The organism is Natranaeroarchaeum aerophilus (genome assembly GCF_023638055.1).
Classification (GTDB): domain Archaea; phylum Halobacteriota; class Halobacteria; order Halobacteriales; family Natronoarchaeaceae; genus Natranaeroarchaeum; species Natranaeroarchaeum aerophilum.
In genome coordinates, this window is record NZ_JAKRVY010000001.1 from 741,994 (window position 1) to 766,734 (window position 24,741).

The 24,741-nt window shown below is 62.6% G+C and carries 21 protein-coding genes and 2 tRNA genes; 17 read left to right on the forward strand and 6 right to left on the reverse strand.

Annotation, left to right across the window (positions count from 1 at the left end; genetic code table 11):
* Positions 1-12: 12 nt before the first annotated feature.
* Positions 13-1,329, forward strand: coding sequence for a DUF92 domain-containing protein (locus AArcSt11_RS03825; protein ID WP_250594779.1), 1,317 nt, complete (start codon positions 13-15; stop codon positions 1,327-1,329).
* Positions 1,326-1,742: a GNAT family N-acetyltransferase gene (locus AArcSt11_RS03830; RefSeq protein ID WP_250594781.1), complete on the forward strand. Its 417-nt coding sequence runs from the start codon at positions 1,326-1,328 to the stop codon at positions 1,740-1,742. Before AArcSt11_RS03825 ends, AArcSt11_RS03830 begins: the two co-directional genes overlap by 4 nt.
* 26 nt (positions 1,743-1,768) lie before the next feature.
* On the opposite strand, the gene dnaG is transcribed toward AArcSt11_RS03830, so the two are convergent.
* Together dnaG and AArcSt11_RS03840 are read right to left on the reverse strand one after the other, a co-directional pair.
* The gene (dnaG, locus tag AArcSt11_RS03835) at positions 1,769-3,121 is read right to left on the reverse strand and encodes a DNA primase DnaG (protein WP_250594783.1); all 1,353 of its coding nucleotides are present in this window, start codon (positions 3,119-3,121) and stop codon (positions 1,769-1,771) included.
* Between the two features lie 253 nt (positions 3,122-3,374).
* On the reverse strand, positions 3,375-4,115 hold the full coding sequence (locus AArcSt11_RS03840) for a sugar phosphate isomerase/epimerase family protein (protein ID WP_250594785.1): 741 nt from the start codon (positions 4,113-4,115) through the stop codon (positions 3,375-3,377).
* 154 nt (positions 4,116-4,269) lie between these two features.
* Here AArcSt11_RS03840 and AArcSt11_RS03845 point away from each other — a divergent pair, with 154 nt between their 5' ends.
* Together AArcSt11_RS03845 and AArcSt11_RS03850 are read left to right on the forward strand one after the other, a co-directional pair.
* The gene (locus AArcSt11_RS03845; protein ID WP_250594787.1) at positions 4,270-4,545 is read left to right on the forward strand and encodes a DUF3311 domain-containing protein; all 276 of its coding nucleotides are present in this window, start codon (positions 4,270-4,272) and stop codon (positions 4,543-4,545) included.
* Positions 4,542-6,020: a sodium:solute symporter family protein gene (locus AArcSt11_RS03850; RefSeq protein WP_250594789.1), complete on the forward strand. Its 1,479-nt coding sequence runs from the start codon at positions 4,542-4,544 to the stop codon at positions 6,018-6,020. The genes AArcSt11_RS03845 and AArcSt11_RS03850 overlap by 4 nt, the downstream gene beginning before the upstream one ends.
* A 25-nt stretch (positions 6,021-6,045) precedes the next feature.
* Here the strand turns inward: AArcSt11_RS03850 and AArcSt11_RS03855 are convergent, their stop codons facing one another.
* Entirely contained in the window at positions 6,046-7,629 is a 1,584-nt protein-coding gene (locus tag AArcSt11_RS03855) for an HTTM domain-containing protein (protein WP_250594791.1), read from the reverse strand.
* Positions 7,630-8,211: 582 nt separating this feature from the next.
* Positions 8,212-8,284 (reverse strand) — tRNA-Asp (locus AArcSt11_RS03860).
* A gap of 128 nt (positions 8,285-8,412) precedes the next feature.
* On the opposite strand from AArcSt11_RS03860, the gene AArcSt11_RS03865 reads away from it, so the two are divergent.
* The gene (locus AArcSt11_RS03865; RefSeq protein WP_250594793.1) at positions 8,413-8,805 is read left to right on the forward strand and encodes a pyridoxamine 5'-phosphate oxidase family protein; all 393 of its coding nucleotides are present in this window, start codon (positions 8,413-8,415) and stop codon (positions 8,803-8,805) included.
* Between the two features lie 48 nt (positions 8,806-8,853).
* Positions 8,854-9,465 (forward strand): VOC family protein, encoded by a 612-nt coding sequence (locus AArcSt11_RS03870; RefSeq protein ID WP_250594795.1) that lies wholly within the window; start codon positions 8,854-8,856, stop codon positions 9,463-9,465.
* A gap of 186 nt (positions 9,466-9,651) precedes the next feature.
* On the opposite strand, the gene AArcSt11_RS03875 is transcribed toward AArcSt11_RS03870, so the two are convergent.
* Positions 9,652-9,724, reverse strand: a tRNA-Asp gene (locus AArcSt11_RS03875).
* A gap of 295 nt (positions 9,725-10,019) precedes the next feature.
* Between AArcSt11_RS03875 and AArcSt11_RS03880 the strand changes: the two genes are divergently transcribed.
* The 8 genes from AArcSt11_RS03880 to AArcSt11_RS03915 all read left to right on the forward strand — a co-directional run bounded on the left by AArcSt11_RS03880 (position 10,020) and on the right by AArcSt11_RS03915 (position 20,878).
* Positions 10,020-10,247: a DNA-directed RNA polymerase subunit H gene (locus AArcSt11_RS03880; protein WP_250594797.1), complete on the forward strand. Its 228-nt coding sequence runs from the start codon at positions 10,020-10,022 to the stop codon at positions 10,245-10,247.
* Positions 10,247-11,815, forward strand: coding sequence for a DNA-directed RNA polymerase subunit B'' (locus tag AArcSt11_RS03885; protein ID WP_250594799.1), 1,569 nt, complete (start codon positions 10,247-10,249; stop codon positions 11,813-11,815). The genes AArcSt11_RS03880 and AArcSt11_RS03885 overlap by 1 nt, the downstream gene beginning before the upstream one ends.
* 1 nt (position 11,816) lies before the next feature.
* Positions 11,817-13,649 (forward strand): DNA-directed RNA polymerase subunit B, encoded by a 1,833-nt coding sequence (gene rpoB / locus AArcSt11_RS03890; RefSeq protein WP_250594801.1) that lies wholly within the window; start codon positions 11,817-11,819, stop codon positions 13,647-13,649.
* A 1-nt stretch (position 13,650) separates the two neighbouring features.
* Entirely contained in the window at positions 13,651-16,599 is a 2,949-nt protein-coding gene (locus tag AArcSt11_RS03895; RefSeq protein WP_250594803.1) for a DNA-directed RNA polymerase subunit A', read from the forward strand.
* Positions 16,600-16,636: 37 nt separating this feature from the next.
* The gene (locus tag AArcSt11_RS03900) at positions 16,637-19,258 is read left to right on the forward strand and encodes a DNA-directed RNA polymerase subunit A'' (RefSeq protein WP_353617688.1); all 2,622 of its coding nucleotides are present in this window, start codon (positions 16,637-16,639) and stop codon (positions 19,256-19,258) included.
* Positions 19,258-19,677 carry a NusA-like transcription termination signal-binding factor gene (locus AArcSt11_RS03905; RefSeq protein ID WP_250594804.1) on the forward strand — a complete coding sequence of 140 codons (420 nt, stop codon included), beginning with the start codon at positions 19,258-19,260 and terminating at the stop codon, positions 19,675-19,677. The genes AArcSt11_RS03900 and AArcSt11_RS03905 overlap by 1 nt, the downstream gene beginning before the upstream one ends.
* Positions 19,678-19,832: 155 nt before the next feature.
* Positions 19,833-20,261 carry a 30S ribosomal protein S12 gene (locus tag AArcSt11_RS03910; RefSeq protein WP_238478078.1) on the forward strand — a complete coding sequence of 143 codons (429 nt, stop codon included), beginning with the start codon at positions 19,833-19,835 and terminating at the stop codon, positions 20,259-20,261.
* A 2-nt stretch (positions 20,262-20,263) separates the two neighbouring features.
* Positions 20,264-20,878 (forward strand): 30S ribosomal protein S7, encoded by a 615-nt coding sequence (locus AArcSt11_RS03915; protein ID WP_250594806.1) that lies wholly within the window; start codon positions 20,264-20,266, stop codon positions 20,876-20,878.
* A 45-nt stretch (positions 20,879-20,923) separates the two neighbouring features.
* Here AArcSt11_RS03915 and AArcSt11_RS03920 read toward each other — a convergent pair whose 3' ends face one another.
* The gene (locus AArcSt11_RS03920) at positions 20,924-21,709 is read right to left on the reverse strand and encodes a DUF5781 family protein (RefSeq protein WP_250594808.1); all 786 of its coding nucleotides are present in this window, start codon (positions 21,707-21,709) and stop codon (positions 20,924-20,926) included.
* Between the two features lie 114 nt (positions 21,710-21,823).
* Here AArcSt11_RS03920 and AArcSt11_RS03925 point away from each other — a divergent pair, with 114 nt between their 5' ends.
* The 3 genes from AArcSt11_RS03925 (at position 21,824) to AArcSt11_RS03935 (ending at position 24,721) form a co-directional block, all read left to right on the forward strand.
* Positions 21,824-22,126, forward strand: a complete 303-nt coding sequence (locus tag AArcSt11_RS03925; protein ID WP_250594810.1) for an amphi-Trp domain-containing protein — start codon at positions 21,824-21,826, stop codon at positions 22,124-22,126.
* Positions 22,127-22,245: 119 nt separating this feature from the next.
* Positions 22,246-23,808 (forward strand): bifunctional phytoene desaturase/3,4-desaturase, encoded by a 1,563-nt coding sequence (gene crtID, locus AArcSt11_RS03930; RefSeq protein WP_250594812.1) that lies wholly within the window; start codon positions 22,246-22,248, stop codon positions 23,806-23,808.
* A 22-nt stretch (positions 23,809-23,830) separates the two neighbouring features.
* Positions 23,831-24,721, forward strand: a complete 891-nt coding sequence (locus tag AArcSt11_RS03935) for a prenyltransferase (protein WP_353617674.1) — start codon at positions 23,831-23,833, stop codon at positions 24,719-24,721.
* The last annotated feature ends 20 nt before the right edge of the window (positions 24,722-24,741 follow it).

Below are 24,741 nucleotides of genomic sequence, written 5' to 3' on the forward strand. Positions count from 1 at the left end.
GAAGGCAGTAGTGTGAGTTCGCCAGTACGACGAGCAGGGGCGTTTGCCGGTGTCGGGACGCTCGCGCTCGTCGCACCAGTCGACGAACGCGTCGCGACCGCGCTCTTCGCGCTGATCGCGCTCTCTGCCGTCTTCGTGACGGACGGGCCGGTCTTCGAGCTGTTCGCCCGCCCCGGCGACCATCGCGATGAACGCCTGAAGGGTCTGGTCGGTTTCTCCGTCGCCGCCGTAGTCCTCGGCTTCCTCACGAGTTTTACCGGGCTCACGGTACAGGTGTTCGCCGGAGCGATCGTCCTGTATGCCTACGGGAACCTCGCTGCCGAGATCGGCCGAAGCTACGGCGACGGCCCCTTTGCTGACGCCGCCGGGTTCGTCGTCGGGGGGCTACTGGCGGGTGTTGCGGCCCAGTACCTCGCCCTGCTACTCGCTGGGAGTCCGCTGCCACACGCCTCACAGATCGTCGTCATGGCGACCTGTGGCGCGCTGGTCGGTGCACTGATCCGGACGGTGCTGCTCGGCCGGGACGATCCACCGGTGATCCTCTCGATCGGGCTGCTTCTCTGGTTGCTCTCGGAAGTGACTGTCACGACGAGTACGCTGGATGTCGCTATCGCTCTCGCCATTACCGTCGCGGTCGGCTATCTCTCCTACGCGCTGGAGACGGCCTCGGTCGAAGGGATGCTGACCGGTGTCTTCCTCGCCTTTGTCGCCATCGTGCTCGGGGGCTACGCCTGGTTTGCCGTGATGATCGCCTTCTTCGGCATCGGCGGACTCTCGACGAAGTACCGCTTCGAGGAGAAACAGGCTCGCGGCGTCGCCGAGGGCAATGACGGCGCACGCGGGAGCGCGAACGTTCTGGGCAACGCCACGGTCGCGCTCGCGTCCGTGTTCGGCTACGCAGCCGCTGATGCGGGACTGATCGATGTCGCCCCGCTTTTCTTCCTGTTTGCGTTTGCGGGCTCGCTCTCGACCGCGCTGGCCGACACCCTCTCCAGCGAGATCGGGAGCGTCTTCGACGACCCGCGGCTCATTACGACGTTCAAGCGCGTCGAACCCGGTACTGACGGCGCGGTAACCTGGCAGGGCGAACTCGCGGGGGGTATCGGGGCAGGGACGATCGGGCTCTTGACCGGGCTGCTGTTTGCCAGCGTCGGGACGACCGGGTCGCTTGTCGTTGTCGTCGCCGGCATCGCCGGGATGACCGTCGATAGCCTCGTCGGCGCGACGCTCGAAGGCACGTATCTCGCCAACCAGAGCGTCAACTTCCTCGCGACGCTTTCGGGCGGTCTCGTCGGCGTCGGGCTGGCGATCGGACTGGCTCTCGTATGATCCGCTTCGCCGATCCGAGCGACGCGCCGATCCTCCGCGCACTCCAGTCGCTGCTCCCCGAACCTGCCCCGGAAACGCTGGAGCGTGCGCTTTCGGGCTACGGTCTCCTCCTCGTCTCGGCGGACGACAGCGACACGCCGGTCGGCTACGCGCTCACCCTGCCCGGGGACGAGCACGCGTATCTGGCCGAACTCGTCGTCGCGCCGGACGCCCGCCGTGAGGGGCGCGCGACGTCGTTGCTCGGGGCGACCGTCGCACGGCTCCCCGACGGTGTAACGACGCTCTCGCTTGCGGTCTCGCCTGACAACGAGGCAGCACGAGAGCTGTATGAAACGGCTGGCTTCCGGGTCGTCGACGTCGATCCCGAGTACTACGAGAGAGGGCCAGCACTGATACTCGCGCGGACGGTGTAGGCGGGAGAAGAGATCGACGGCTGGCGCTACACCGGATCGTCGACCAGCTGATCGATCGTTCGCAGCCTGACGTTCGTCGGGCGTTTCGTGAACTCGCCGAGCGACGCCGACACCGTCTGAGTGACGCCTCGCTGGGCGGCCAGATCAAGCAGTCGCTGGGTGAGCGGTCCGTCGAGCACGAGTGCAGTCGGCGTCTCTTCTGTCCTGTCGAGTAGTTCGAACGCCTCCGAGACCGCCTCTTCGGCGACAATGTCGCACTCGTCGTCGAGTAGTCGGACGAGGGCGTTTCCGGCGACGGCGCTCGCGTGGCCCTGGATCGTCTCTGGCTGGGTTGCACCGTCGTCCGCCGCATCGTCTACTGGCTCCTCGCTCGCGTCGGCGTTGGCATCTGCCTCCGACATCGTGTCACTGTCGGCCGATTTGGCAACTGCGTCGTCGCTTTCTACCGCTGTGGTATCGGGTTCCGGATCGATTGTAGTCGCTGGCCGGTTCTCGCCGCCGTCCGTCCCGTCGTTCGTCGGTGCCGGACTGGCACTCCCGTCCGTCGCCGCAACGGCTGTGCGCGGGGCAGTGGCGTCCTTGACGACGGTGTAGGGTACTTTCTCGCGGAGCGCCTCGAACACATCGTCTCTGGAGAGGTCCTCGACGGACTTGCCGTCCGGCGCGAACGTGACGTAGTCGATATCACCGACCTGACTGAACTCCTTGAGTATCAGGTCGCCACCGCGGTCGCCGTCGAGAAAGACGGTCGTCGTGCGCTCGTTCGACAGCGCCGCGACCGACTCGGGAATGTCGGTTCCTTCGACCGCGATGGCGTTTTTGACGCCGTACTGCAGCAGCGTCAGGACGTCTGAGCGTCCCTCAACGACGATGATCGCATCGCTATCCGCGACGCGTGGCCCGGCGGGCAACCCCTCGTGCTCGGTAATATCGGCGACCCGGACCTGCTGGCGGACCTCGTCGAGGATGCGCTGGCTGGAGCCGGTCGTCTCGTCGAACGCCTCGACGAACAGCTCCTGGGCGCGCTCGATCACCTCTCGGCGTTTGGCCGCGCGGACGTCCTCGATGTTCGTCACTTCGAGGTCCGCGCGACAGGGCCCGATCCGGGTGAGTGTCTCCAGTGCCGCTGCGAGCGTCGCCGTCTCGACCTTGTCGAGGCTGGTCGCAATCGTTACAGTTCCGTGCGTCTCGCCGCCCGTGGAGTCGATTTCGACGTCGATGCGACCAACTTTCGAGGACTGCTGTAAGCTTCGCAGATCGAGCTCGTCGCCCAGCAGTCCCTCGGTCTGCCCGAAGATCGCACCGACGACGTCACTGCGTTCGACCACCCCGCTGGCGATGACGTCGGCGTGAATGAGATATTTCGTGGTGTCGTCCATTGATGATCTGCCCCGGTGTGGGGCGTGAGTGTGATGTGCCCATGATGATCGCCATGGAACAGTTTATATACGAGTTCGGCGGCCCAAATAGCTGTCGTCACGCCCTCGTACAGCCCACAGATGGTGGTAATCGCCGCTTTGCTCGCTAACTACATATCTCGAAGTGATTCACTACAATTTTCGAAGTATAATACTACAGAGAATGAACCGTTACACTACAATTTCTGTAGTTTACACTACGACATCTGTTGTCTTATCGCGCCTGATGCGGATCCTGCAAGACGGCATCGGCGGTCGCCAGCGAGGCGAGTGGATCCTCGGGATGGTCGTGCTCGAACAGCAACCACTCGACGCCAGCGTCGCGTGCCGCGTCGACGCAGGCCGGAATATCGAGCACGCCGTCGCCGAGGTCCGTTGGCTCGCCCTCGGCGGTGACGTCTTTGAGGTGGACGAGCGGGATCCGATCGCTGTACTGGTCAAGCAGGTCGACGGGATCCCGACCGGCGGCCTCGGCCCAGCCCAAATCCAGTTCGAAGCCGACCGATTCGTCGGTCTCCTCGACGAGCAGGTCGAAGGCTGCCATGGCGTCCGTGTCGGCTGGCGTGACGAACTCGTGGTCATGATTATGATAGAGCAGGCGGCAGTCGTGCTCGTCGAGCGCGTCGGCGAGTGAGTCGAGCCGCGCTGCCGTCTCCGTCACCGCTTCGCGGTCCACGAAGTGTGATTCGTCGAGATACGGGACGATGACTGTCGCGCAGTCGAGCGCGCGGCAGGCGTCGGCGACCGCTCCGGGATCGCGTTCGATCTCTTCGGCCTGTACGTGTGCCCCGGCCATAGTGAGTTCAGCCGCCGATAGCGCCGCCTGCAGGCCGTCCGCGCTCGGGACGCCTGCGAACTCGACGCCATCGAGCGACGTCTCGCCAACGGCCGAAAGCTGATCGGGAAGCGACGCGTCGAGTTCGCGCAACGTGTACAGCTGAATACCAGTCTGCATGTCCTCCACTCGGACGCCGACTGTGAAAAAGCTCGGCGTCGGTTTCGGATCGCCGGGAGGGGAATCATCGGTTTCAGCTCGCCCAAAGCGGGATCGTCGGCGATCCAACACGATGCGACAGGCCTTACCATCCCCGGACCTCACTCACTGACAAATGGCGACACGTTTGCGACGGATCGGCTGGGCGCTGGCCTTCCTCGCGCTGGCGGTGTTCGGCATCCCATGGTTCCTCTGGGGCGTGGATACGGTCGTGCTCGGACTTCCCGTCTGGCTCTGGTGGCATATCGGCGTGATGGTGGGGGCGACGCTTCTGTTCTGGTTGTTCGCCCGCACTGACTGGGGCATCTGGATCGAGCCGGACCCGACTGCTGAACCGGATGACAAACCGACCGCTGAACCGAACGGCGACCGCGGGGGCGATGGGCGATGAACGCGATTGGCATCCAGCTTGGTATCGTCGTTGCCTACCTGTGTCTGGCGCTCGTGATTGGCCTGCTCGCGTATCGTGTTACCGAGCGGACCGCCGAGGACTTCTATCTGGCGAGCCGCTCGTTCGGAACGATCGTCCTGCTGTTTACGACCTTCGCGACGCTGCTGTCAGCGTTCACCTTCTTCGGCGGACCGGACATCGCCTACCAGAGCGGGCCGGAGTGGATCCTCGTCATGGGTCTGATGGACGGGATCATCTTCGCGATCCTGTGGTACGTGATCGGCTACAAACAGTGGCTAATCGGGAATCGACACGGGTACGTGACGCTCGGTGAGATGCTCGGCGATCGCTTCGGCTCCATGGGCCTCCGGGGACTGGTCGCTGTCGTCAGCCTGTTTTGGCTGTTCCCGTACGTTATGCTCCAGCAGATGGGTGCGGGAGCGGCACTGACCGGGCTGACTGACGGGTGGTTACCCTACTGGGCCGGTGCGGCATTGGTTACCGTCTTCATGATCGTCTACGTCGTGCTCGCGGGCATGCGTGGGATCGCCTGGACCGACACGCTACAGGGAGCGTTCATGCTCGGAATCACCTGGGTCGCCGCGCTGTGGGTACTAGACGCCGTCGGCGGTGCGGGTGCGGCGACCGCGTCGGTGGCGGATTCGAACCCCGAGTTCCTCGCGCTCGGGAGCAGCGTCTACACGCCGGAATTCATGCTTTCGACGGCAATCTCGATAGGTTTCGGGGTCGCGATGTTCCCACAGGTCAACCAGCGGTTTTTCACCGCCGGCTCGAAGACGGTGTTCAAACGCACCTTCGTCCTCTGGCCGGTGCTCGTCGTGCTCCTGTTCGTACCTGCCTTCCTTCTCGGGACGTGGGCTGCGGGACTCGGTATCGATGCCAATATCGATGCCGGTGAGAGCGTCCTGCCGATCCTGCTCAACGAGTACACCCCAGTCTGGTTTGCCGCGCTGGTTATCGCGGGTGCGATGGCCGCGATGATGTCCTCTAGCGATTCGATGCTGCTGTCGGGCTCGTCGTACTTTACACGGGACGTCTACCGACCTTTCATCAATGCCGACATCTCCGACCGCCGCGAGGACCTGCTCGGCCGGATCGGTGTCGTCGTCTTCGCGGCCGCGACCTTCGTTGCCAGCCTTGGTCAGCCCGGAACGCTGGTCGAGATCGGCGAACTCGCATTCTCCGGGTTCGCACAGCTTGCGTTCCCGGTAATCGTCGCCCTGTACTGGCGCAAGACGACGCTCACCGGGATGTACGCCGGCATCGGTGGCAGTCAGCTTTTTTATTTATTGGCCCGGTTCACCTCAGTCGTCCCCGCAACCTACTTCGGCTGGAACGCCTCGGTCGTCGGCATGCTGCTCGGGCTCGTCCTGACGGTCGGCGTCTCGGCGGCGACGAGCGCTGCTGCGGACGAGCGTCACTCGCGCTTCTTGTACGGCGTCGAGACCGAGTAGTCACGGGGACAGTTGTTCGCCCGGGCTACTCCACGAGGCTCGGCGGATTGATAACAGTCGGCTCGTGATCACCACAGCCGTGGCGATAGATCACCTGGGTCGACCGATCCCGATCCTCCGGGCTGTCGATCGTCTCCAGCGTGACGTCCTCGCTGGCGTAGTACATGTTGACGTGGGTGAGCTCCTCGCCGTCCTCGCCCTCCCACGTCTCACAGAGATGCTCCGCGAGCGCCAGCGATGCTGAACCGGTGTCACCGGCGCGCCGAACGCTGTTCATATAGAACCGCTCCCGGTAGGTGCCATACTGCTGTTGTAGCTCCTTGCCGGGACGCTCGAAGGTGAACTCACGATCGTTGTAGACGTCGATCCGCTCGCCGGTCGTTGTCTGGGCGGCGAAGACGTGGTACCGATCGGTCGTCCGCGGGATCGGCGCGAAGATACTCCACTCTGGTTGGTAGATCATCGTGTCGTAGGCCACGTCCTCGACCTGTTCTTTCGGCCCCTCGTCCGCGGGAACGACACCTGCGCCAGTACCGACTGCCAGCAGCGCGAGCGCGACCACGAGGAAGGCGGCGACCCCGTAGACTCCGGTGTACACCGCTCGCCGGGTCCACAATTCGCCGCCTGCGGTCGGGATGTGACGGGGGAATACAAGCGCCACTGCGCCAACCCGTCCCGCGGCAGCGTGAAGCCGGTCGACCGGGACGCCGACCAGCCGCGCCAGACGATCCAGATCACGCCAGAATTCCCCCTGTGCAAACAGCAACAGCCCCGCCATTGCGACGTAGGGGAACGCCCCGATTCGGACGGTGACGGCGAAACTCGCGTGGGCGACGACGAACATCCCCGCGAAGACGAGCCGAAGACGGCCAGTCAGGAAGAAGAGCAGCCAGCCGTACAGCAGCATGTAGTACCAGGTCAGCCCACCGAGCTGTAGCAGCTCGGGGAACTGCCGCATCGTCTCGCCGAGCAGAAAGGTCGTATCGTCGAGTCCCATGATCAGCGGCGTCGCCTCCCCGCCGGTCCACAGCTCCTCGCCCGACTTGTGGTAGCCGTTGATCACGTACATCGCGATCATCTGGAAGAGTGCGCCGAGGGTAGCAATGCTGAACACCGACGTCCGTGCCTCTCGATCCCGGTGGACGGCGTCGATCGACCAGCGCTCGCCGAGCGGCAGGAAGAGCGCCCAGAAGAGCAGCAGTCGGAAGAGCACGTCGGCGTAGCTCGTCACCAGCGGGTTGTGCTGGTCCAGCGAAATCACGAACACGAAGGAGATGACCATCGCCACGCGCGTCTTGTAGCCGACCAGCAGTTGCAGGGCAACTAGCGCGTGAACGACGAACAGGGCGGCGATGATCGTTGGATCGCTCGTGTACGCGAAGACGTTGAGCCCATCGCTCGCCATCGATGCCGTCACGGCACCGTCGTCAGTATAATAGAAGTGGAAGTTCCGCGACCGCGAGAGCACGTCGCCGACGATGAGCACCGCGACGATCATGCGGAACACCGCGAGCGTACGGGTGTCGATGGAACCGCGGCGCTTGAGGCCGCCATAGAGGACACGTCCTGCTCGAGCCGCCCGATTCGTGATCGTGGTCGGGTCAGACATGGGCGATCGAACCGACCGTGGAATCCAGTGATGTAGGGGGCGACATGTGTGGTTTTTACTTCGTTTTGAGGTGCATTATATATATTTTGTGTCCTCCGAGCACTCTCCGTGGACGACGCTGTTGCTTGCTGCACTCAGAGATGTGCGATTCAGGGGCGTTCGTGGTGGAGTCAGACTGCACGGTTTCCACTGAGGAGTCGCTTGCGGGTCTACATCAGCAGAATGCACCTGAGCGGATGCAGTAGTAGAAAGCCCCCGCGGCGGGAGCGAGCAAACGCGGCTTGTTTGCGAGCTACGATCGACGGAGCCGATCGGGATTTGAACTCATCCAGAGACGGTCGCTCTCACTCCGTTCGAGCGCTGCGACTCTTTGTGTTCAAATCCCTTCTGTTGCCGTTTCGCTGACGCAGGGGCTCGCTACGCTCGCCGGTTTGCGTCAGCAGAAAGCGCCCGAGGCGGGATTTGAACCCCGGTCACAGCAAAGCTGTTCCCTGCTTCAAATCCCTTGGAGGGTATTTGCGGCTCACGGAGTGACGAGCACACGCTACGCGGTGCTCGTCGACGTTGTTCGCCGCAAAAGTACGCCCGAGGCGGGATTTGAACCCGCGTCACGACCGTGACAGGGTCATATGATAGGCCACTACACCACCCGGGCTGACTACACTCCTGCTTTCCCGGCCATCGACTTAAGCCCCTCGCATTGAACTGCCCCTGTGAACGGTTCACCCAACACCCTCCATGCATGGGTACAACACACAAGTTCCATGAGTCCGAACACCAGCCATGGCCTCGATACCCGAGGAGTACCACGACCTGTTCGAGCGCCCGACCATCGCTCACGTCTCGACGACGCTTCCCAACGGCTACCCGCACGTCACGCCGGTCTGGATCGATTACGACGTCGAGGAACACCTGTTGCTGGTCAACACCGAGCGCGAGCGTCGCAAGGAGCTGAACGTCAGAGAGGACCCGAAGGTGGGCGTCAGCATGACCGATCCTGACGATCCCTATCGACGCATCTCGGTGTTCGGCGACGTCGTCGAACACACGACCGAAGGCGCACGCGAGCATATCGACGAGCTCTCCCAGCGGTACACCGGCCAGGAGTACACCGAGGCAAACGAGATCGAGACCGAGCGCGTCCTCCTGAAAATATCCCCGGAGCGGGTATTCTAACCAACAGCCGACGACCAGACATTTCTCCGTAGAGACCATAGAAACGGTATGAGCGACAGTCCAGACGTCACTGCGTCTCGTCCCGACAGCCCGATTCAACTGGCGGGGACCGACCACATCTCCGTCATCGGCAGCAACGAGGAGGATACGATCGAGTTCTACCGAGACCTGCTCGGGATGTCGCTGGTGCTTCGCCAGCCCAACCTCGACGATCCCAACCAGACCCACCTCTTTTTCGACACCGGCGACGGGCGGATCCTCACCTTCTTCGTCGCCGACGAGCGCGAGTCGAACCCACAGCCCCACCGCCACCGGGTTGGTTCGGTGCACCACCTCTCCTTTTCGGTCGAGCCCGAGCGCTTCGTCGAGACCCGCGAGGCCCTCGAAGAGACCGGCCACGGATACAACGAGTTCGACCGCGGCATCTTCCACTCGCTCTATACGCGAGATCACAACGGACTGACCCTCGAACTCGCTACGGACAAGTTCTCGATTCCTGACGAGCGGCGCGGCGAGGTGCTTGCGACCGCCCAGCGCCTGCGCGTTGAGGACGGTGCGGAGTACGCCGAAGAACGACATCTCGAAGCCGCGCTGGAGGAGCTGGGTATCGAGAGTGAAAAGTACGAACTACCGGATGCAGACAGCGGCGTCGGTATCTGATCCGGATGCTGTCGAGCCACTTCGTCAGGACCTCGTAGAAGCGCCCGAGGCGGGATGTTGAACTCCCGGAACTTCGCTCGCGCTGCTCGCTCGTTCCGTCGTTCAAATCCCTTGGAGCCGCTCTTCCGATCTCGGGGTTCGCTCGGCGATGAAACGCCTCGCTAGGAGAAGTGAGATCGGAAGAAGCGCCCGAGGCGGGATTTGAACCCGCGTCACGACCGTGACAGGGTCATATGATAGGCCACTACACCACCCGGGCTTGCGAACGCATCCTATCGTTGCCGGGTGGTATTCTTAAGACTTTCCAAACGGTCACGGTATGCCATCGGGGGACAGCCGTGTCACGACCCCACAAACGCTTTAAAGGTTGCTCGCATAGCGGTCAGTACTGACAGCCGACAGATCCACACCCACCGACCCGCGTTTGCCCGCTCCTTCTGGGGTCCGATAGCTGTATATCCCAACCTACTTGGTAAGCCTTAATAGTCCTGCGTCGGTAAGGGCCTGTAGTATCTCGTGATAGCAGTTTCTCTCTCCGGTCAGACCCACAACACATGGTAGACGTAAGCCAACACGAACTCGTCCCCGAGCACTCAGTCGTCGACGAGGACGCACTCGACGACCTGCTCGATGAGTACGACATCGGACGTACAGACCTGCCGAAGATCAAACGGGCAGACCCAGCATTGCCCGACGACGCCGAGGTCGGCGACGTAATCAAGATCGTCCGTGACTCGCGGACGACTGACCGATCCGTAACCTATCGGATGGTGGTTGAATAATGAATCAACAGGATAGACGGACGATCTCGCGGGAGTATTTCGGAAAGGAACGGCTCGCAGAACATCACTATCGCTCGTTTAACTCCTTCCTCAATCGGGGGATGCAACAGGTCGTCGACGAGAAGGAGACGATCGACACCGATATCGGCGACAAGGAAGGCGAAGAGCCCGTCCACGTCGAACTCGGTGACGTCCGCGTCGTGACGCCGCGCGTTCGCGAGGCGGACGGCAGCGAAGAACTGCTCTACCCGCAGGAAGCCCGACTTCGCAACATCACGTACTCCGCGCCGGTCTTCATGGAGATGGAGATCGTCAAGGGCGACCCCGAAGAGGGCGAACAGCGGGTTGTCGACAGCACCGAAACGAAGGTTGGCCGGATGCCGATTATGGTCGGCTCCGAGAAGTGTAACATCGCCGGCTTCAGCGACGAGGAGCTGATCGAGATCGGCGAGGACCCCGCCGACCCCGGTGGCTACTTCATCGTCAACGGCTCCGAGCGCGTGCTGATGACCAGCGAGGACCTCGCGCCCAACAAGATCCTCGCGGAGTACGACACCAAGTACGGCGACGAGATCCAGGTCGCCAAGACGTTCAGCCAGCGCCGTGGCTACCGCGCACTCGTACTCACCGAGCGCACCCGCGATGGGCTGCTCGAAGTATCCTTCCCGTCGGTCTCGGGGAGCGTCAACTTCGTTACGCTCGTCCGTGCGCTCGGGCTCGAATCCGACGAAGAGATCGTCCACCGCGTCTCCGACGACCCGGAGATCGTGAAGTTTATGCTCGAAAACCTGGAGGCTGCCGAGGTCCAGACGACCGAGGAAGCCATCGAGACCCTCGGCGAACGCGTCGCCTCCGGGCAGGGCAAGAACTACCAGCTCAAACGCGCCAACTACGTCATCGATCGGTATCTCCTGCCGCATCTGCACGAGGAGGGCGTCGAAGAGGAAGACGTCCGGATCAACAAGGCGTACTACCTCTGTCGGATGGCGGAAGCCTGCTTCGAGCTGGCGCTGGAACGCCGTGAATCAGACGACAAGGACCACTACGCGAACAAGCGTCTGAAGGTCAGCGGCGACCTGATGAAGGATCTGTTCCGGACCGCGCTGAACAAGCTGGCACGAGACGTGAAGTACCAGCTCGAACGCGCCAACATGCGGAACCGACAGCTCTCCGTGAACACGGTCGTCCGTTCGGACGTGCTGACCGAGCGGCTCGAACATCCGATCGCGACCGGGAACTGGGTCGGCGGGCGCTCGGGCGTCTCCCAGCTGGTCGACCGAACCGACTTCATGGGTGTACTCTCACACCTGCGACGCCTGCGCTCGCCGCTTTCGCGCAGTCAGCCACACTTCGAGGCGCGGGACCTGCACGCGACCCAGTGGGGTCGTATCTGTCCCTCCGAGACGCCGGAGGGGCCGAACTGTGGGCTGGTGAAGAACTTCGCGCAGGCGATGGAGCTATCCCAGAACGTCGAGGACGAACAGGAGCTGAAACGCGAACTCGCCTCTATGGGTGTCGAGGGGATCCCCGGCATCGAGGGCGTCGATCGACGAGTGGAGGGAGACTAATATGAGCCAACAACAGGAACGCGAAGCGAAGGTATACGTCAACGGCAGTCTGGTCGGCACGCATCCCGAACCGAACCAGCTTGCAGAACAGATCCGGGAAGCGCGCCGCCGCGGCGAGGTCAGCGAGATGGTCAACGTCTCGGTCGACGATCGCACCCGCGAAGTGATCGTCAACGCCGACGCGGGTCGCGCTCGCCGACCCCTGCTCGTCGTCAACGACGGTGAACCGCTCATCTCCGACGAGGAGATTCAGGCGCTCGAAGACGGCGAACTGGAGTTCGAGGACCTCGTCGAGATGGGCTACGTCGAGTTCATCGACGCCGAGGAGGAAGAGGATATCTACGTGGCCGTCGACGAGGAGGACCTCGAGGAAGACCACACACACCTCGAAGTCGATCCACAGCTCATCTTCGGAATCGGTGCAGGGATGATTCCGTATCCCGAGCACAACGCCAGTCCGCGGATTACGATGGGGTCGGGGATGATCAAGCAGTCGCTGGGGCTCCCCTCGGCGAACTACCGGATCCGCCCGGACACGCGCCAGCATCTCCTGCATTACCCGCAGCTCTCGATGGTCAAGACCCAGACCACCGAGCAGATCGGGTACGACGACCGTCCGGCGGCACAGAACTTCGTCGTCGCCGTCATGTCGTATGAAGGATTCAACATCGAGGACGCACTCGTGATGAACAAAGGATCGGTCGAGCGCGCGCTTGCTCGCTCTCACTTCTTCCGGACCTACGAGGGCGAGGAACGGCGCTACCCCGGCGGTCAGGAGGACCGCTTCGAGATCCCCGACGACGATGTCCGGGGTGCACGTGGGGAGGACGCCTACACGCACCTCGACGATGATGGCCTCGTTAACCCCGAGACGCGTGTCGACGAGAACTCCGTCCTGCTCGGCAAGACCAGCCCGCCCCGGTTCCTCGAAGAGCCGGACGATATGGGCGGCCTCAGCCCGCAGAAACGCCGTGAAACCAGCGTCACCATGCGCTCGGGCGAGGACGGCATCGTCGACACCGTCACCCTGATGGAAGGCGAAGACGGCTCGAAGCTCTCGAAAGTCTCGGTTCGGGACGAGCGGATCCCCGAACTCGGCGACAAGTTCGCGAGCCGTCACGGTCAGAAAGGAGTTGTCGGCCACCTCGCGCCACAGGAGGACATGCCCTTCACCGAGGAGGGCGTCGTGCCGGATCTCGTGTTGAACCCGCACGCCCTGCCCTCGCGGATGACGGTCGGACACATCCTCGAAATGATCGGCGGCAAGGTCGGCTCGATGGAAGGTCGTCGGGTCGACGGGACGCCCTTTACCGGTGAGGACGAAGGCGATCTACGGGATATGCTCGAAGAGCACGGCTTCCAGTCCTCGGGCAAGGAGACCATGTATTCGGGCGTCTCCGGCGAGAAGATCGAGGCCGAGATCTTCGTCGGGACGATTTTCTACCAGAAACTCTACCACATGGTCTCGAACAAACTGCACGCCCGCTCGCGTGGGCCGGTGCAGGTGCTCACCCGACAGCCGACCGAAGGGCGTGCCCGTGAGGGTGGACTTCGTATCGGGGAGATGGAGCGGGACGTCTTCATCGGTCACGGCGCGGCCATGACGCTCAAGGAGCGACTCCTCGACGAGTCCGACCGCGAAGAGGTGTACATCTCTGCGGAGACTGGAATGGTCGCCGTCAACGACGTCAACCAGAATCGCGTGTACGACCAGCTTACCGGGGACGAAAGCGACATTCACAAGATCGAGATCAGCTACGCGTTCAAGCTACTGCTCGACGAGATGATGGCGCTTGGCATCCGCCCCCGACTCAACCTGGAGGATGCAGTCTAACATGAACATGGAAACACCGAAAGAGCTCGGCGGCATCGAGTTCGGGCTTATGGACCCGGAGACGTACCGCGATATGTCCGTCACGAAAGTGATCACGGCGGACACCTACGACGACGACGGCTTCCCCATCGACATGGGGCTGATGGATCCGCGTCTCGGCGTGATCGATCCCGGACTGGAGTGTCCGAGCTGTGGCCAGCACTCGGGCTCGTGTCCCGGGCACTTCGGCCACATCGAACTCGCCGCACCCGTTATCCACGTCGGCTTCACGAAGCTCATCCGGCGACTGCTCCGTGGCACCTGCCGCGAGTGCTCGAAGCTACTGCTGACCGAGGAGGAAAAAGAGGAGTTCCGCGACGAGCTGGAGACGACCAAGGAGCTGAGCAACGACGTCAACGACGTCACCAAAGCCGGGATTCGACAGGCCCGAAAGAAAGACGTCTGTCCCCACTGTGGCGAACAGCAGTACGATATCAACCACGAGAAGCCGACGACCTACTACGAGGTCCAGCAGGTGCTCACCAGCGAGTACGCACAGTTGATCTCCGCCGCGATGCAGGGCGACGAGGAGGAAGGTCGGGAGCCGATGCCGCCACAGGCGCTCTCGACCGAGACCGGGATCGATCTCTCGCGGATCAACGAGATCATCGGCGGCGAGTTCCGCCCGCGCGAGGACGATCGAAAGGCCATCGAGAAAGCCCTCGACATCGATCTGACCGAGGAGGACATGAACAAGCTGATGCCCAGCGATATCCGGGACTGGTTCGAGGCCATCCCGGACGAGGATATCGAGGTGCTGGGGATCAACTCCGAGCGCTCGCGCCCGGAATGGATGATCCTCACCGTCCTGCCCGTACCGCCGGTGACCGCGCGTCCCTCGATCACGCTGGACAACGGCCAGCGCAGCGAGGACGACCTGACCCACAAGCTGGTCGACATCATCCGCATCAACCAGCGATTCATGGAGAACCGTGAGGCCGGTGCCCCACAGCTGATCATCGAGGACCTCTGGGAACTGCTGCAGTACCACGTCACGACGTTTATGGACAACGAGATCAGCGGGACGCCACCGGCGCGACACCGCTCCGGCCGTCCGCTGAAGACGCTCTCCCAGCGCCTCAAGGGCAAGGAGGGTCGCTTCCGCGGCTCGCTTTCGGGGAAGCGCGTGAACTTCTCGGCCCGAACCGTCATCTCTCCGGACCCTACACTGAGTCTCAACGAGGTCGGGGTTCCAGAGCACGTCGCCAACGAGATGACACAGACGATGAACGTCACCGAGCGAAACGTCGGGCAAGCACGCCAGTACGTCTCCAACGGCCCCGAAGGCCATCCCGGTGCGAACTACGTCAAACGACCCGATGGCCGCCGACTCAAAGTAACCGAAAAGAACTGCGAGGAGCTCGCCGAAAAGGTCATGCCCGGCTGGGAAGTCAACCGGCACCTGATCGACGGCGACATCATCATCTTCAACCGGCAGCCGTCGCTTCACCGGATGTCGATTATGGCCCACGAGGTCGTCGTGATGCCGTACAAGACGTTCCGGCTCAACACGGTTGTCTGTCCGCCGTATAACGCTGACTTCGACGGTGACGAGATGAATATGCACGCGCTGCAAAACGAGGAAGCACGGGCGGAGGCCCGCGTCCTCATGCGCGTGCAAGAGCAGATCCTCTCGCCGCGCTTCGGTGAGAACATCATCGGCGCGATTCAGGACCACATCTCCGGGACGTATCTGCTCACCAACGAGAACCCGCAGTTCAACGAGACGCAGGCACTTGACCTGCTGCGTGCAACCCACGTCGACGAACTGCCGGAGGAAGCGGGCACCGAGGACGGCGAGCCGTACTGGACCGGCCGTCAGCTGTTCTCGGAGCTGCTCCCCGACGACCTGAACCTCGAGTTCACGTCTTCGGCGGGGGACGATGTCGTGATCGAGAACGGCCAGCTACTCGAGGGGACGATCGACGAGGACGGCGTCGGGGCCTTTGGCGGCGAGATCGTCGACACCGTCACCAAGGTCCATGGGACGACACGAGCCCGACAGCTGATCAACGAGATCGCCGCGCTCGCGATGCGCTCGATCATGCACTTTGGCTTCTCGATCGCCATCGACGACGAGACGGTCTCGCTGGAGGCCCGCGAGCGGATCAGCGAGACGATCGACGACGCCTACGACCGCGTCGAAGAACTGATCGCGACCTACGAGGCGGGCGAACTCGAATCCCTGCCCGGCCGAACGGTCCACGAGACGCTCGAAATGAAGATCATGCAGACGCTGGGCAAGGCGCGTGACAACGCCGGGGACATCGCCGAGGAGCACTTCGACGACGACAACCCGGCGGTCGTCATGGCCGAATCCGGCGCACGTGGGTCGATGCTGAACCTGACCCAGATGGCTGGCTGTGTCGGCCAGCAGGCAGTCCGTGGCGAGCGGATCAACCGCGGCTACGAGGACCGCACCCTCAGCCACTACAAGCCGAACGACCTCTCCGCGGACGCACACGGCTTCGTCGAGCACTCCTACACTGAGGGGCTGAACCCGCGGGAGTTCTTCTTCCACGCGATGGGTGGTCGCGAGGGGCTGGTCGACACCGCAGTCCGAACCTCGAAGTCCGGCTACCTCCAGCGCCGACTGATCAACGCCCTCTCCGAGCTCGAAACGCAGTATGACGGCACGGTCCGGGACACCTCCGACACGGTCGTCCAGTTCGAGTTCGGCGAGGACGGCACCAGCCCGGTGCAGGTCTCCTCACACGAGGATCACGAGATCGACGTCGAATCCATCGCGGATCGGATCGTCGAGGCCGAGTTCGCCGACGACGACGAGAAACAACAGTTCATGGGTCGCGAAGAGCTACCGACGAACCTTTCCGAACACGCCGACGCCCGGCGAGTCCAGTCGCCGCCACCGGAGCCGGAACCGGCGGCCACGGAGGTGGACGATGACTGAGATACTCGAGTTCGATGTCAGCAACGACGAGGAAGCGATGGTGGAGGATACGGACCTCCCCCGCCGCCTCAAAAACAAGGTCTACGAGACGCTCGAAGCACGGGACGTGACGCTCGAACAGGCCGACGACATCATCACGGCCGTCGAGAACCGATATCTCGACACCCGGATCGATCCGCTCGATCCCGTCGGGACCGTCAGCGCCCAGTCGATCGGGGAGCCCGGTACCCAGATGAGTGTCCCTCACGACGAGCGTGTTGTCGTTCGACGTGACGGAGAGACCGATATCGTCGAGATCGGCTCGCTCGTCGATTCGATCGTCGAATCGCACGACTCGCGTACACTCGACGACCACGAAATCTCACTGGCTCCGGACACCCTCGAAACACTAAGTCTAAGTAAAGACGAACAGGTGCGCTGGAAGTCGGTCGAAGAGGTCAGTCGACACGAGACGCCGGATGAACTCCTGGAATTCGAGCTCGAATCGGGTCGGACGATCCGCGCGACGAAAGCGCACTCGTTTGTAACTCGACGTGACAACGATATCGTACCCGTCTCTGGTGACGAACTCGACGAGGGAGACTGGCTTCCGGTTGTGTCCGAGTTCGATGCAGATGGAACAGAGACAGTCGATCTTCGAGAGCACCTACCAGCCGCCGAATACTGGTACACATCAACGTTAACTGACGGCGGTGTCGAATCGATTCCCGCTGGAGAAGACCAGCTCCGAAACAAGCGCGCTGCACTCGAAGCCGACGAAATCGATGCGAACGCAGTCTATCCAGTCGGTGGAACTGTCGGCTTGCCCGAACAGTTCCCGCTCGACGAGGAGACCGGGTTCTTCATCGGTGCGTGGCTCGCCGAAGGGTCGATAGCCGATCACTATGTCTCGATCTCGAACGTCGACGAGGCGTTCCAGGACCGGGTACGGTCGTTCGCCGATCGGTTTGACCTCTCGACAAACGAGTACGAAAACGACAGCGGATACGCGTGCGGATACGACATCCGACTCAATGGGACGGTGCTTGCAGATGTCCTGCGTGCGACGTGTACCGAGAACGGCGAAAAGATCGTTCCCGGCTTCGCGTTCGGCGCAGACCAGGCGTTCGTAACGGGATTACTGAACGGGTACTTCAGTGGCGATGGGAACGTGAGTGCAAGTGCGATTCGATCCAGCTCCACCAGTGACCGGCTCACTGCCGGGGTCAGCCTGTTGCTTGGTCGTCTGGGCATCTACTCGACACTCGCAGAGCAGGACGGATCGCGAACGCTACGAGTGCCGAAAAAGCACGTCCCAACCTTTGCCGATACGATCGGTATGACCGGCCAGCGCGGTGAGGAGCTCGAAACACTTGTCGACGATATCGACAGTAATGGTCCGGACGCGACGGACCAGATCCCGAACTTCGGCAATACGCTCAGAACAATGGCATCCGAGGCCGGAATTCCGAGTCGACAGATCAACGCGGCCTCGAACCGGCAGCGTATCGGTCGCACTCGGCTCGAACGACTCGTTCAAGAAGCCGAAGAAAGTGGCGTCACTGACGATGCCCTGAGCGAACTAAAACAGGCAGTCGAAGGCGATGTTGTCTGGGATCGCATCGAATCGATCGAAACGGTCACCAGCGAGCACGAATACGTGTACGACTTCTCCGTGGAAGGGCTGGAGACGTTCACGACCGCAGAGGGTGTCGTCACACACAACACGATGAACACCTTCCACTACGCGGGTGTCGCGGAGATCGACGTGACCCAGGGACTGCCGCGATTGATCGAACTCGTCGACGCGCGAAAGGAGCCCGACACGCCGACGATGACGGTCCACCTGGAAGACGAGTACGCCGACGACCGCGAAAAGGCCCACGAGGTCGTCTGGAAGCTCGAAGCGACGAAGATCCTCGCGCTCGGCGACGTCTCGACGAACGTCGCGGACATGCGCGTCCGGATCGACCTCAACGAGGACACCCTCGAAGAGCGGATGATCGATCCCGAGGGAGTCGCCGACACGATCGAGGCGAACCTCGGTGTGAAAACGGTTCAGGAGGGACCTGTCATCAAGTTCGGCCCGGAAGAGCCGAGCTACCGTGATCTACTCCAGCTCGTCGAGGAGCTGCGAGAGATCACCTTCAAGGGGATCGAAGAGATCTCCCGTGTGGTGATCCGCAAAGAAGAGACCGAGGACGGCGAGGAGTTCGTCCTATACACCGAGGGGTCGGCCTTTGGCGACACACTCGCGATCGAGGGCGTCGATTCGTCACGGGTCACAACCAACAACATCCACGAGGTGTACCGACAGCTCGGCGTCGAGGCCGCCCGCGAATCTATCATCAACGAGACGATGGACACGCTCGAAGAGCAGGGGCTCGATGACGTGAACGTCCGGCACCTCATGCTGGTTGCAGACATCATGACGAATCCGGGGACGATCGAGTCGATCGGTCGTCACGGGATCTCGGGGAACAAGGACAGCGTGCTCGCCCGTGCGGCGTTCGAGGTGACGGTCAATCACCTGCTTGACGCCGCGATCCACGGCGAGGTCGACGATCTCGATGGCGTTACCGAGAACGTCATCGTCGGCAAGCCGATCAAACTTGGGACCGGCGACGTCGACCTCCGGATGGGATCGCTGGGTCCGGACGCCGAGTCGAGTTCGGACTGATGACAGTCACTCTGTCGGACGCCGCACGCCAGTATCTGGTCGCGTTCGAGGACGCGACCGGCGCGGAAGCCAGAGACTGTGTCGTCGAGGACGAGCGCGTACTGATCCTCGTGGCGACCGGCGACATGGCACAGGCGATCGGCCCCGGCGGGGAGACGGTTCGGAAGGCGGAAGCCCGAATCGGCAAGGACGTCAAGCTCGTCGAAGACGCCCCGACCGCCGAGGCGTTCGTGGCGAACGCACTCGCCCCCGCGGCGGTCTACAACGTAACGATCAGCGAGAACGACGGGCTGGTGGCATACGCCGAGGTCGCCGACGAGGACACCGGCGTCGCCATCGGCGAAGGCGGGGCGAACATCGAGGCCGCCCGCCTGCTGGCGGAGCGGCATTTCGATATCGAAGATATCCAGCTCACCTGAGCACGGAGTCGACTCGTTTTCACGCCCGCCGCACACCGCTACGACGACGAAACGCCTTCAGATTCCTTTATTCACCCCTGTCGAGGCACCTCACGCCGTAACTCCGGCTTCGAAAGGGGATGCTTAAGTGGCTCCGTCAGGTAGTCGGTGGTACTATGGCAAACGGCAAATACGCCGCGCGGAAGATCAAGAAGGACCGCCAGAGTGCGCGGTGGTCCGACTCGGAGTACGCGCGACGCGAACGCGGTCTCGGCGAGAAGTCCGACCCGCTGGAGGGTGCACCCCAGGGTCGAGGTATCGTGCTGGAGAAAGTGGGCATCGAGGCGAAACAGCCCAACTCCGCAATCCGGAAATGCGTCCGTGTCCAGCTGATCAAGAACGGCAAGCAGGTCACTGCGTTCTGTCCTGGCGACGGCGCAATCTCCTTCATCGACGAACACGACGAAGTCACCATCGCCGGGATCGGCGGTGCGAAGGGTCGTGCGATGGGTGACCTTTCCGGTGTCAACTACAAGGTCGAGAAGGTCAACGGCGTTTCGATGATCGAACTCGTTCGCGGAAACGCGGAGAAACCGGTGCGATAACGATGGCGGCAGAAGACCAGCCCGAACCTGACAAGCCCGCGGGCACCGACGACGACAGCGCAGTCGCAAAGCTGTTCGGCGAGTGGGAGGTCACGGGAATCAGCTACTCCGATCCCTCTACTGAACGGTACATCACGGTCACGCCGGTCGCCCACACGATGGGGCGTCACGCAGGCAAGCAGTTCCAGAAGTCCGAAATTTCGATCGTCGAGCGACTCATCAACCGATTGATGCAGACCGACGAGAACACCGGCAAGAAACAGCAGGCGCTCAACATCACGCGCGACGCCTTCGAGATCGTCCACGAGCGTACCGAAGAGAACCCGATCCAGGTGCTCGTGCAGGCCATCGAGAACGCCGCACCGCGCGAGGAGACCGTCCGCCTGAAGTACGGTGGCATCTCCGTCCCCAAGGCCGTCGACGTCGCGCCCCAGCGCCGCGTCGATCAGTCCCTGAAGTTCATCGCGGAGGGCGTCTACGGTTCATCGTTCAAGACGACGACTGACGTCGAAGAAGCGCTGGCAAGCCAGCTCATCGGTGCCGCCGATAACGACGTCAACACGTACGCCGTCAGCCAGAAAGAGGAGAAAGAACGCGTCGCTGCCGCCGCACGGTAACTCTACTCTCGATTCTTCGTTTTTCGCGTTTGCTACTGGCGAGACTCAGTCCGCGGCCTGCTCCGTTCCCGTCGCGTACGCCCGCGTGGCATCGACGAGATGTTTCCGGTAGTCGCTTGGGTCCGGATCGTCCTGTAGCTGCTTGAACCGACGTTTGAACCCGTCGAGATCGATGGCGGGCGCGTCTCGCGTGGCCGCCTCGGCAAGGTCGTAGAGGCGGTGGTCCGGTGCGAGGAGGTTATGACGCTCCAGCAAGGCGAGCGCGAAGGCGGCGTTGACGACGGTCATTTCGGGATCCGAGGCAGCAGTGAGCCGTCGAGCCGGTTCGTGCTGCCCGTCGAACTCCATGTCCCGGGCTGGTGGGGCGGTTGCGGGCTGATCGGCCAGCGCAGCGGCGAGTTTTGACTCGAAGAAGGTGACGAGCTTGTCAGCTGGGCCGACTGAGAGCGTGATATCGTCGGCGTAAATATCCTTCATATGATTAGCGATCTGGTAGCAGTGAGTGAGGGTGCGTCGCTCGACCGTCTTCCCGGCAAGGGCGAGAAACAATATCTCCTCGGTCGACTGGACGTGTGAGGCGTGGCCCTCCTCGTGGCGAAGCATATGTGAAAGCTCGTGGAGGGCGAGTTCCCGAGCCATCGTACTGGTCGCCGCCTGTGCGGAGATGTTCAGTACGTGGTGGTCCTCGTGGTGGCCGGTCCAGGTCCGTTCGTCCGGACTCTCCCGGACGTACACCTCGACCGGGCGATCGAGATCGTGTTCGGTTTCGAACAGGTCCTGTGCCCCGAGAAACGGTGCCGCCGGGGCCCCGCCCTGTACGTTCAGTTCCATGTCTACTTCTAGCACGGAACGGACGGATATGAGGCTGTTGGCGGAGACCCCACGGGGCCTCCACGACGAGGTCAAACGTTTTGGGAGCCGAGTGACAACCTCGAAACGTAAGCCATGCCAGACACTCCCGCGGAGCATGGCCCGGAATCGTCCGACGACCACGAGGAGTCGACCGAGGACGTCGAGGTGGATACCGACACCGACGAGACGGAGATAGAGACGATCACCGAGGGATACTTCGAGGAGGAGTACTACCTCGATGCCGAGGACGCGGGTGAGTTCCTTGGCGATCTGGCCGAACAACTCCGTTCGGACGACGAGATCTCGGTGAGTGGCGACGACTGGGAGCTACCGTTCCGGTTCGGCGAGCCGGTGAGCCTGGAAATCGAGTTCGAGGGGGAACTGAGCCGGAGTTAGAGATCGAACTCGAACTGGCCGGCCGAACCGACGACGAACCACCGGAGCTGGAGTGAACGAGCCGGCTCGGCGGTGCCCGACTGCGTGGGATTTAGGTTCACTCGGCCCGACTGACAACTATGCAATCGCTATCGGGTCAGTCGGTCGCCATCGTCGGCAGCGGATTTGGCGGCCTTTCGGCTGCCTGTTATCTCGCTGATGCCGGGGCTGACGTCACCGTCTTCGAGAAGAACGAGCAAGTTGGTGGCCGCGCGAGCCGGTTAGAGCGGGACGGCTTTCGGTTCGACATGGGACCATCGTGGTATCTGATGCCGGACGCGTTCGAGCGTTTTTTCGGCCACTTCGATCGTGATCCGGCCGAGTTTTACGAGCTCGAACGGCTCGATCCACACTACCGGATCTTCTTCAAAGAGGACGGCGAGGGATCACTGCCGGGTGCGACCGCCGTCGAGGAGGTCCCGACGCGTAGCGAGCGCGAGACTGGCGAAGTCATCGATCTCGTGCCGGAGCTCGAAACGAACAAGCAACTGTTCGAGTCGTACGAACCGGGTGCTGGGGAGGCCCTAGAGCGGTATCTCGATCAGTCTAGCGAGAACTATCGGATCGGGATGGACGATTTCGTCTACACCGATCGGAGCCGGCTTCGGGACTGGCTCGACGTCGACGTCCTGCGTAACGCGCGGGGCCTCTCGCTGATCGGCTCGATGCAGGACCACGTCGAGAACTACTTCGAGCACCCGAAGCTCCAGCAGGTCGTCCAGTACACGCTGGTCTTTCTGGGCGGGTCGCCGACGAACACACCCGCCCTCTACAACCTGATGAGCCACGTCGATTTCAACCTCGGCGTCTGGTATCCCGAGGGGGGAATCGGCGGGGTCGTCGACGGGATGGTACAGCTGGGCGAGGAGCTCGGCGTCGAGTACCGGACCGGTGAGGCGGTGACCGAGATCAAGGGGCGAGCGGGCGGCTTCCGCGTCGAGACCGAGGTCGGCGGCCACGAAGTCGATTACGTCCTCAGCGACGCGGACATGCCCTACACCGAGCAGGAGCTGCTGCCGCCGCAAAAGCGCCAGTATACCGAGGAGTACTGGGAATCGAAGACATACGCTCCCTCCGCCTTCCTCATGTATCTTGGCGTCGAAGGGGACGTTCCTGAGCTGGAACACCACACGCTGGTGTTGCCGACCGACTGGGACGAACATTTCGAGCAGATCTTCGAGGAGCCGGCGTGGCCGGATGACCCCGCGTACTACCTCTGTGTCCCCTCGAAGACCGACGACACTGTTGCGCCGGAGGGCCACAGCAACCTCTTTGCGCTGGTCCCCATCGCACCGGGTCTGGACGACGACGAGGAGACCCGCGAGTGGTATCGCGAGCTCGTGCTCGACGACATCGCCGCGAACACCGGCACCGAAATCAGAGACCGGATCGTCGTCGAGGAGATCTTTTCGGTCTCCGATTTCGCCGGGCGGTACAACAGCTACGATGGCACTGCCCTGGGGATGGCCCACACCCTCACCCAGACGGCGCTGTTCCGCCCGAACCACCGGTCCAGCGAGGTCGATGGGCTCTATTTCGCGGGCTCGTACACCAACCCCGGTATCGGGGTTCCGATGTGTCTGATCAGCGGTGAACACGCGGCGACAAAGCTCATCGAAGATTACGGCGACGCGACTAAGTGATACGAAACCGGTAGCTTCGGACGTGATTCCGACCACGACGACGGGCGGTGCGGCGAGCCAGGAGACCGCAGGCGAGCGGCTGCGCTACCTGTTCGTGCTCTCGCGACCGCGCTTCTGGCTGTATCTCGCCGGGCCGGTCGCGGTCGGAGCCGTCTACGGCGCAGCCACGCTCGCCGACCTCGCCGAGCCGGTCTTGCTGGTTCTTTTCGCGTACTTTCTCGTGCCGGCGAACGTGTTCCTGTACGGCATCAACGACGTATACGACGCCGAGATCGACGCCGAAAACCCAAAAAAAGACGACGGGGGGCGGGAGGCGCGCTGGGAGGGCCAACGGTTCGTCGTCTACGCTGTTACTGTCTGTGGGGCGCTGGCGATCCCGGTCGCCCTGCTGCTGCCGCGGGCGGCGTGGCTCTGGATCGGGTTGTTTGTGCTGCTCGGTGCGGAGTACAGCGCGCCGCCAGCCAGGTTCAAGACGACCCCTGTGCTCGATTCGCTCTCGAACGGGCTCTACGTCGTTCCCGCGATGGCAGCCTACGCCACAGTTGCAGGGGCGCAACCGCCGCTTCTCGCCGTCGCTGGCGCGTGGTGCTGGGCGATGGCGATGCACACGTTCTCGGCGATTCCGGATATCGATCCGGACCGACGGGCCGGAATCCGGACGACTGCAACGCTCCTGGGAGAGCGGGCGACCTACGCGTACTGTACTGTGGTCTGGGGGCTGGCTGCGGTGGCCTTCGGACTGCTCGACCCACGCCTCGGTGTCGTGTTCGCCGTCTATCCCATGCTCGTCGCCGGGATCGGTCTCTCCTCCGTACCTGTCGACCGCGCGTACTGGTGGTATCCAACGATCAACACGATCGTCGGCGCGGTACTGACGATGGGCAAGCTCTGGCAGATCGCACCACCGTTCTGAACGACGACAAAGCGGTTCGT

Bases quoted from the DNA above. Each gene is read 5' to 3' on its own strand.
- AArcSt11_RS03830 (WP_250594781.1), top strand. From the start codon at position 1,326: ATGATCCGCTTCGCCGATCCGAGCGACGCGCCGATCCTCCGCGCACTC.
- dnaG (WP_250594783.1), bottom strand. From the start codon at position 3,121: ATGGACGACACCACGAAATATCTCATTCACGCCGACGTCATCGCCAGC.
- AArcSt11_RS03840 (WP_250594785.1), bottom strand. From the start codon at position 4,115: ATGCAGACTGGTATTCAGCTGTACACGTTGCGCGAACTCGACGCGTCG.
- AArcSt11_RS03845 (WP_250594787.1), top strand. From the start codon at position 4,270: ATGGCGACACGTTTGCGACGGATCGGCTGGGCGCTGGCCTTCCTCGCG.
- AArcSt11_RS03850 (WP_250594789.1), top strand. From the start codon at position 4,542: ATGAACGCGATTGGCATCCAGCTTGGTATCGTCGTTGCCTACCTGTGT.
- AArcSt11_RS03855 (WP_250594791.1), bottom strand. From the start codon at position 7,629: ATGTCTGACCCGACCACGATCACGAATCGGGCGGCTCGAGCAGGACGT.
- AArcSt11_RS03865 (WP_250594793.1), top strand. From the start codon at position 8,413: ATGGCCTCGATACCCGAGGAGTACCACGACCTGTTCGAGCGCCCGACC.
- AArcSt11_RS03870 (WP_250594795.1), top strand. From the start codon at position 8,854: ATGAGCGACAGTCCAGACGTCACTGCGTCTCGTCCCGACAGCCCGATT.
- AArcSt11_RS03880 (WP_250594797.1), top strand. From the start codon at position 10,020: ATGGTAGACGTAAGCCAACACGAACTCGTCCCCGAGCACTCAGTCGTC.
- AArcSt11_RS03885 (WP_250594799.1), top strand. From the start codon at position 10,247: ATGAATCAACAGGATAGACGGACGATCTCGCGGGAGTATTTCGGAAAG.
- rpoB (WP_250594801.1), top strand. From the start codon at position 11,817: ATGAGCCAACAACAGGAACGCGAAGCGAAGGTATACGTCAACGGCAGT.
- AArcSt11_RS03895 (WP_250594803.1), top strand. From the start codon at position 13,651: ATGAACATGGAAACACCGAAAGAGCTCGGCGGCATCGAGTTCGGGCTT.
- AArcSt11_RS03900 (WP_353617688.1), top strand. From the start codon at position 16,637: ATGGTGGAGGATACGGACCTCCCCCGCCGCCTCAAAAACAAGGTCTAC.
- AArcSt11_RS03905 (WP_250594804.1), top strand. From the start codon at position 19,258: ATGACAGTCACTCTGTCGGACGCCGCACGCCAGTATCTGGTCGCGTTC.
- AArcSt11_RS03910 (WP_238478078.1), top strand. From the start codon at position 19,833: ATGGCAAACGGCAAATACGCCGCGCGGAAGATCAAGAAGGACCGCCAG.
- AArcSt11_RS03915 (WP_250594806.1), top strand. From the start codon at position 20,264: ATGGCGGCAGAAGACCAGCCCGAACCTGACAAGCCCGCGGGCACCGAC.
- AArcSt11_RS03920 (WP_250594808.1), bottom strand. From the start codon at position 21,709: ATGGAACTGAACGTACAGGGCGGGGCCCCGGCGGCACCGTTTCTCGGG.
- AArcSt11_RS03925 (WP_250594810.1), top strand. From the start codon at position 21,824: ATGCCAGACACTCCCGCGGAGCATGGCCCGGAATCGTCCGACGACCAC.
- crtID (WP_250594812.1), top strand. From the start codon at position 22,246: ATGCAATCGCTATCGGGTCAGTCGGTCGCCATCGTCGGCAGCGGATTT.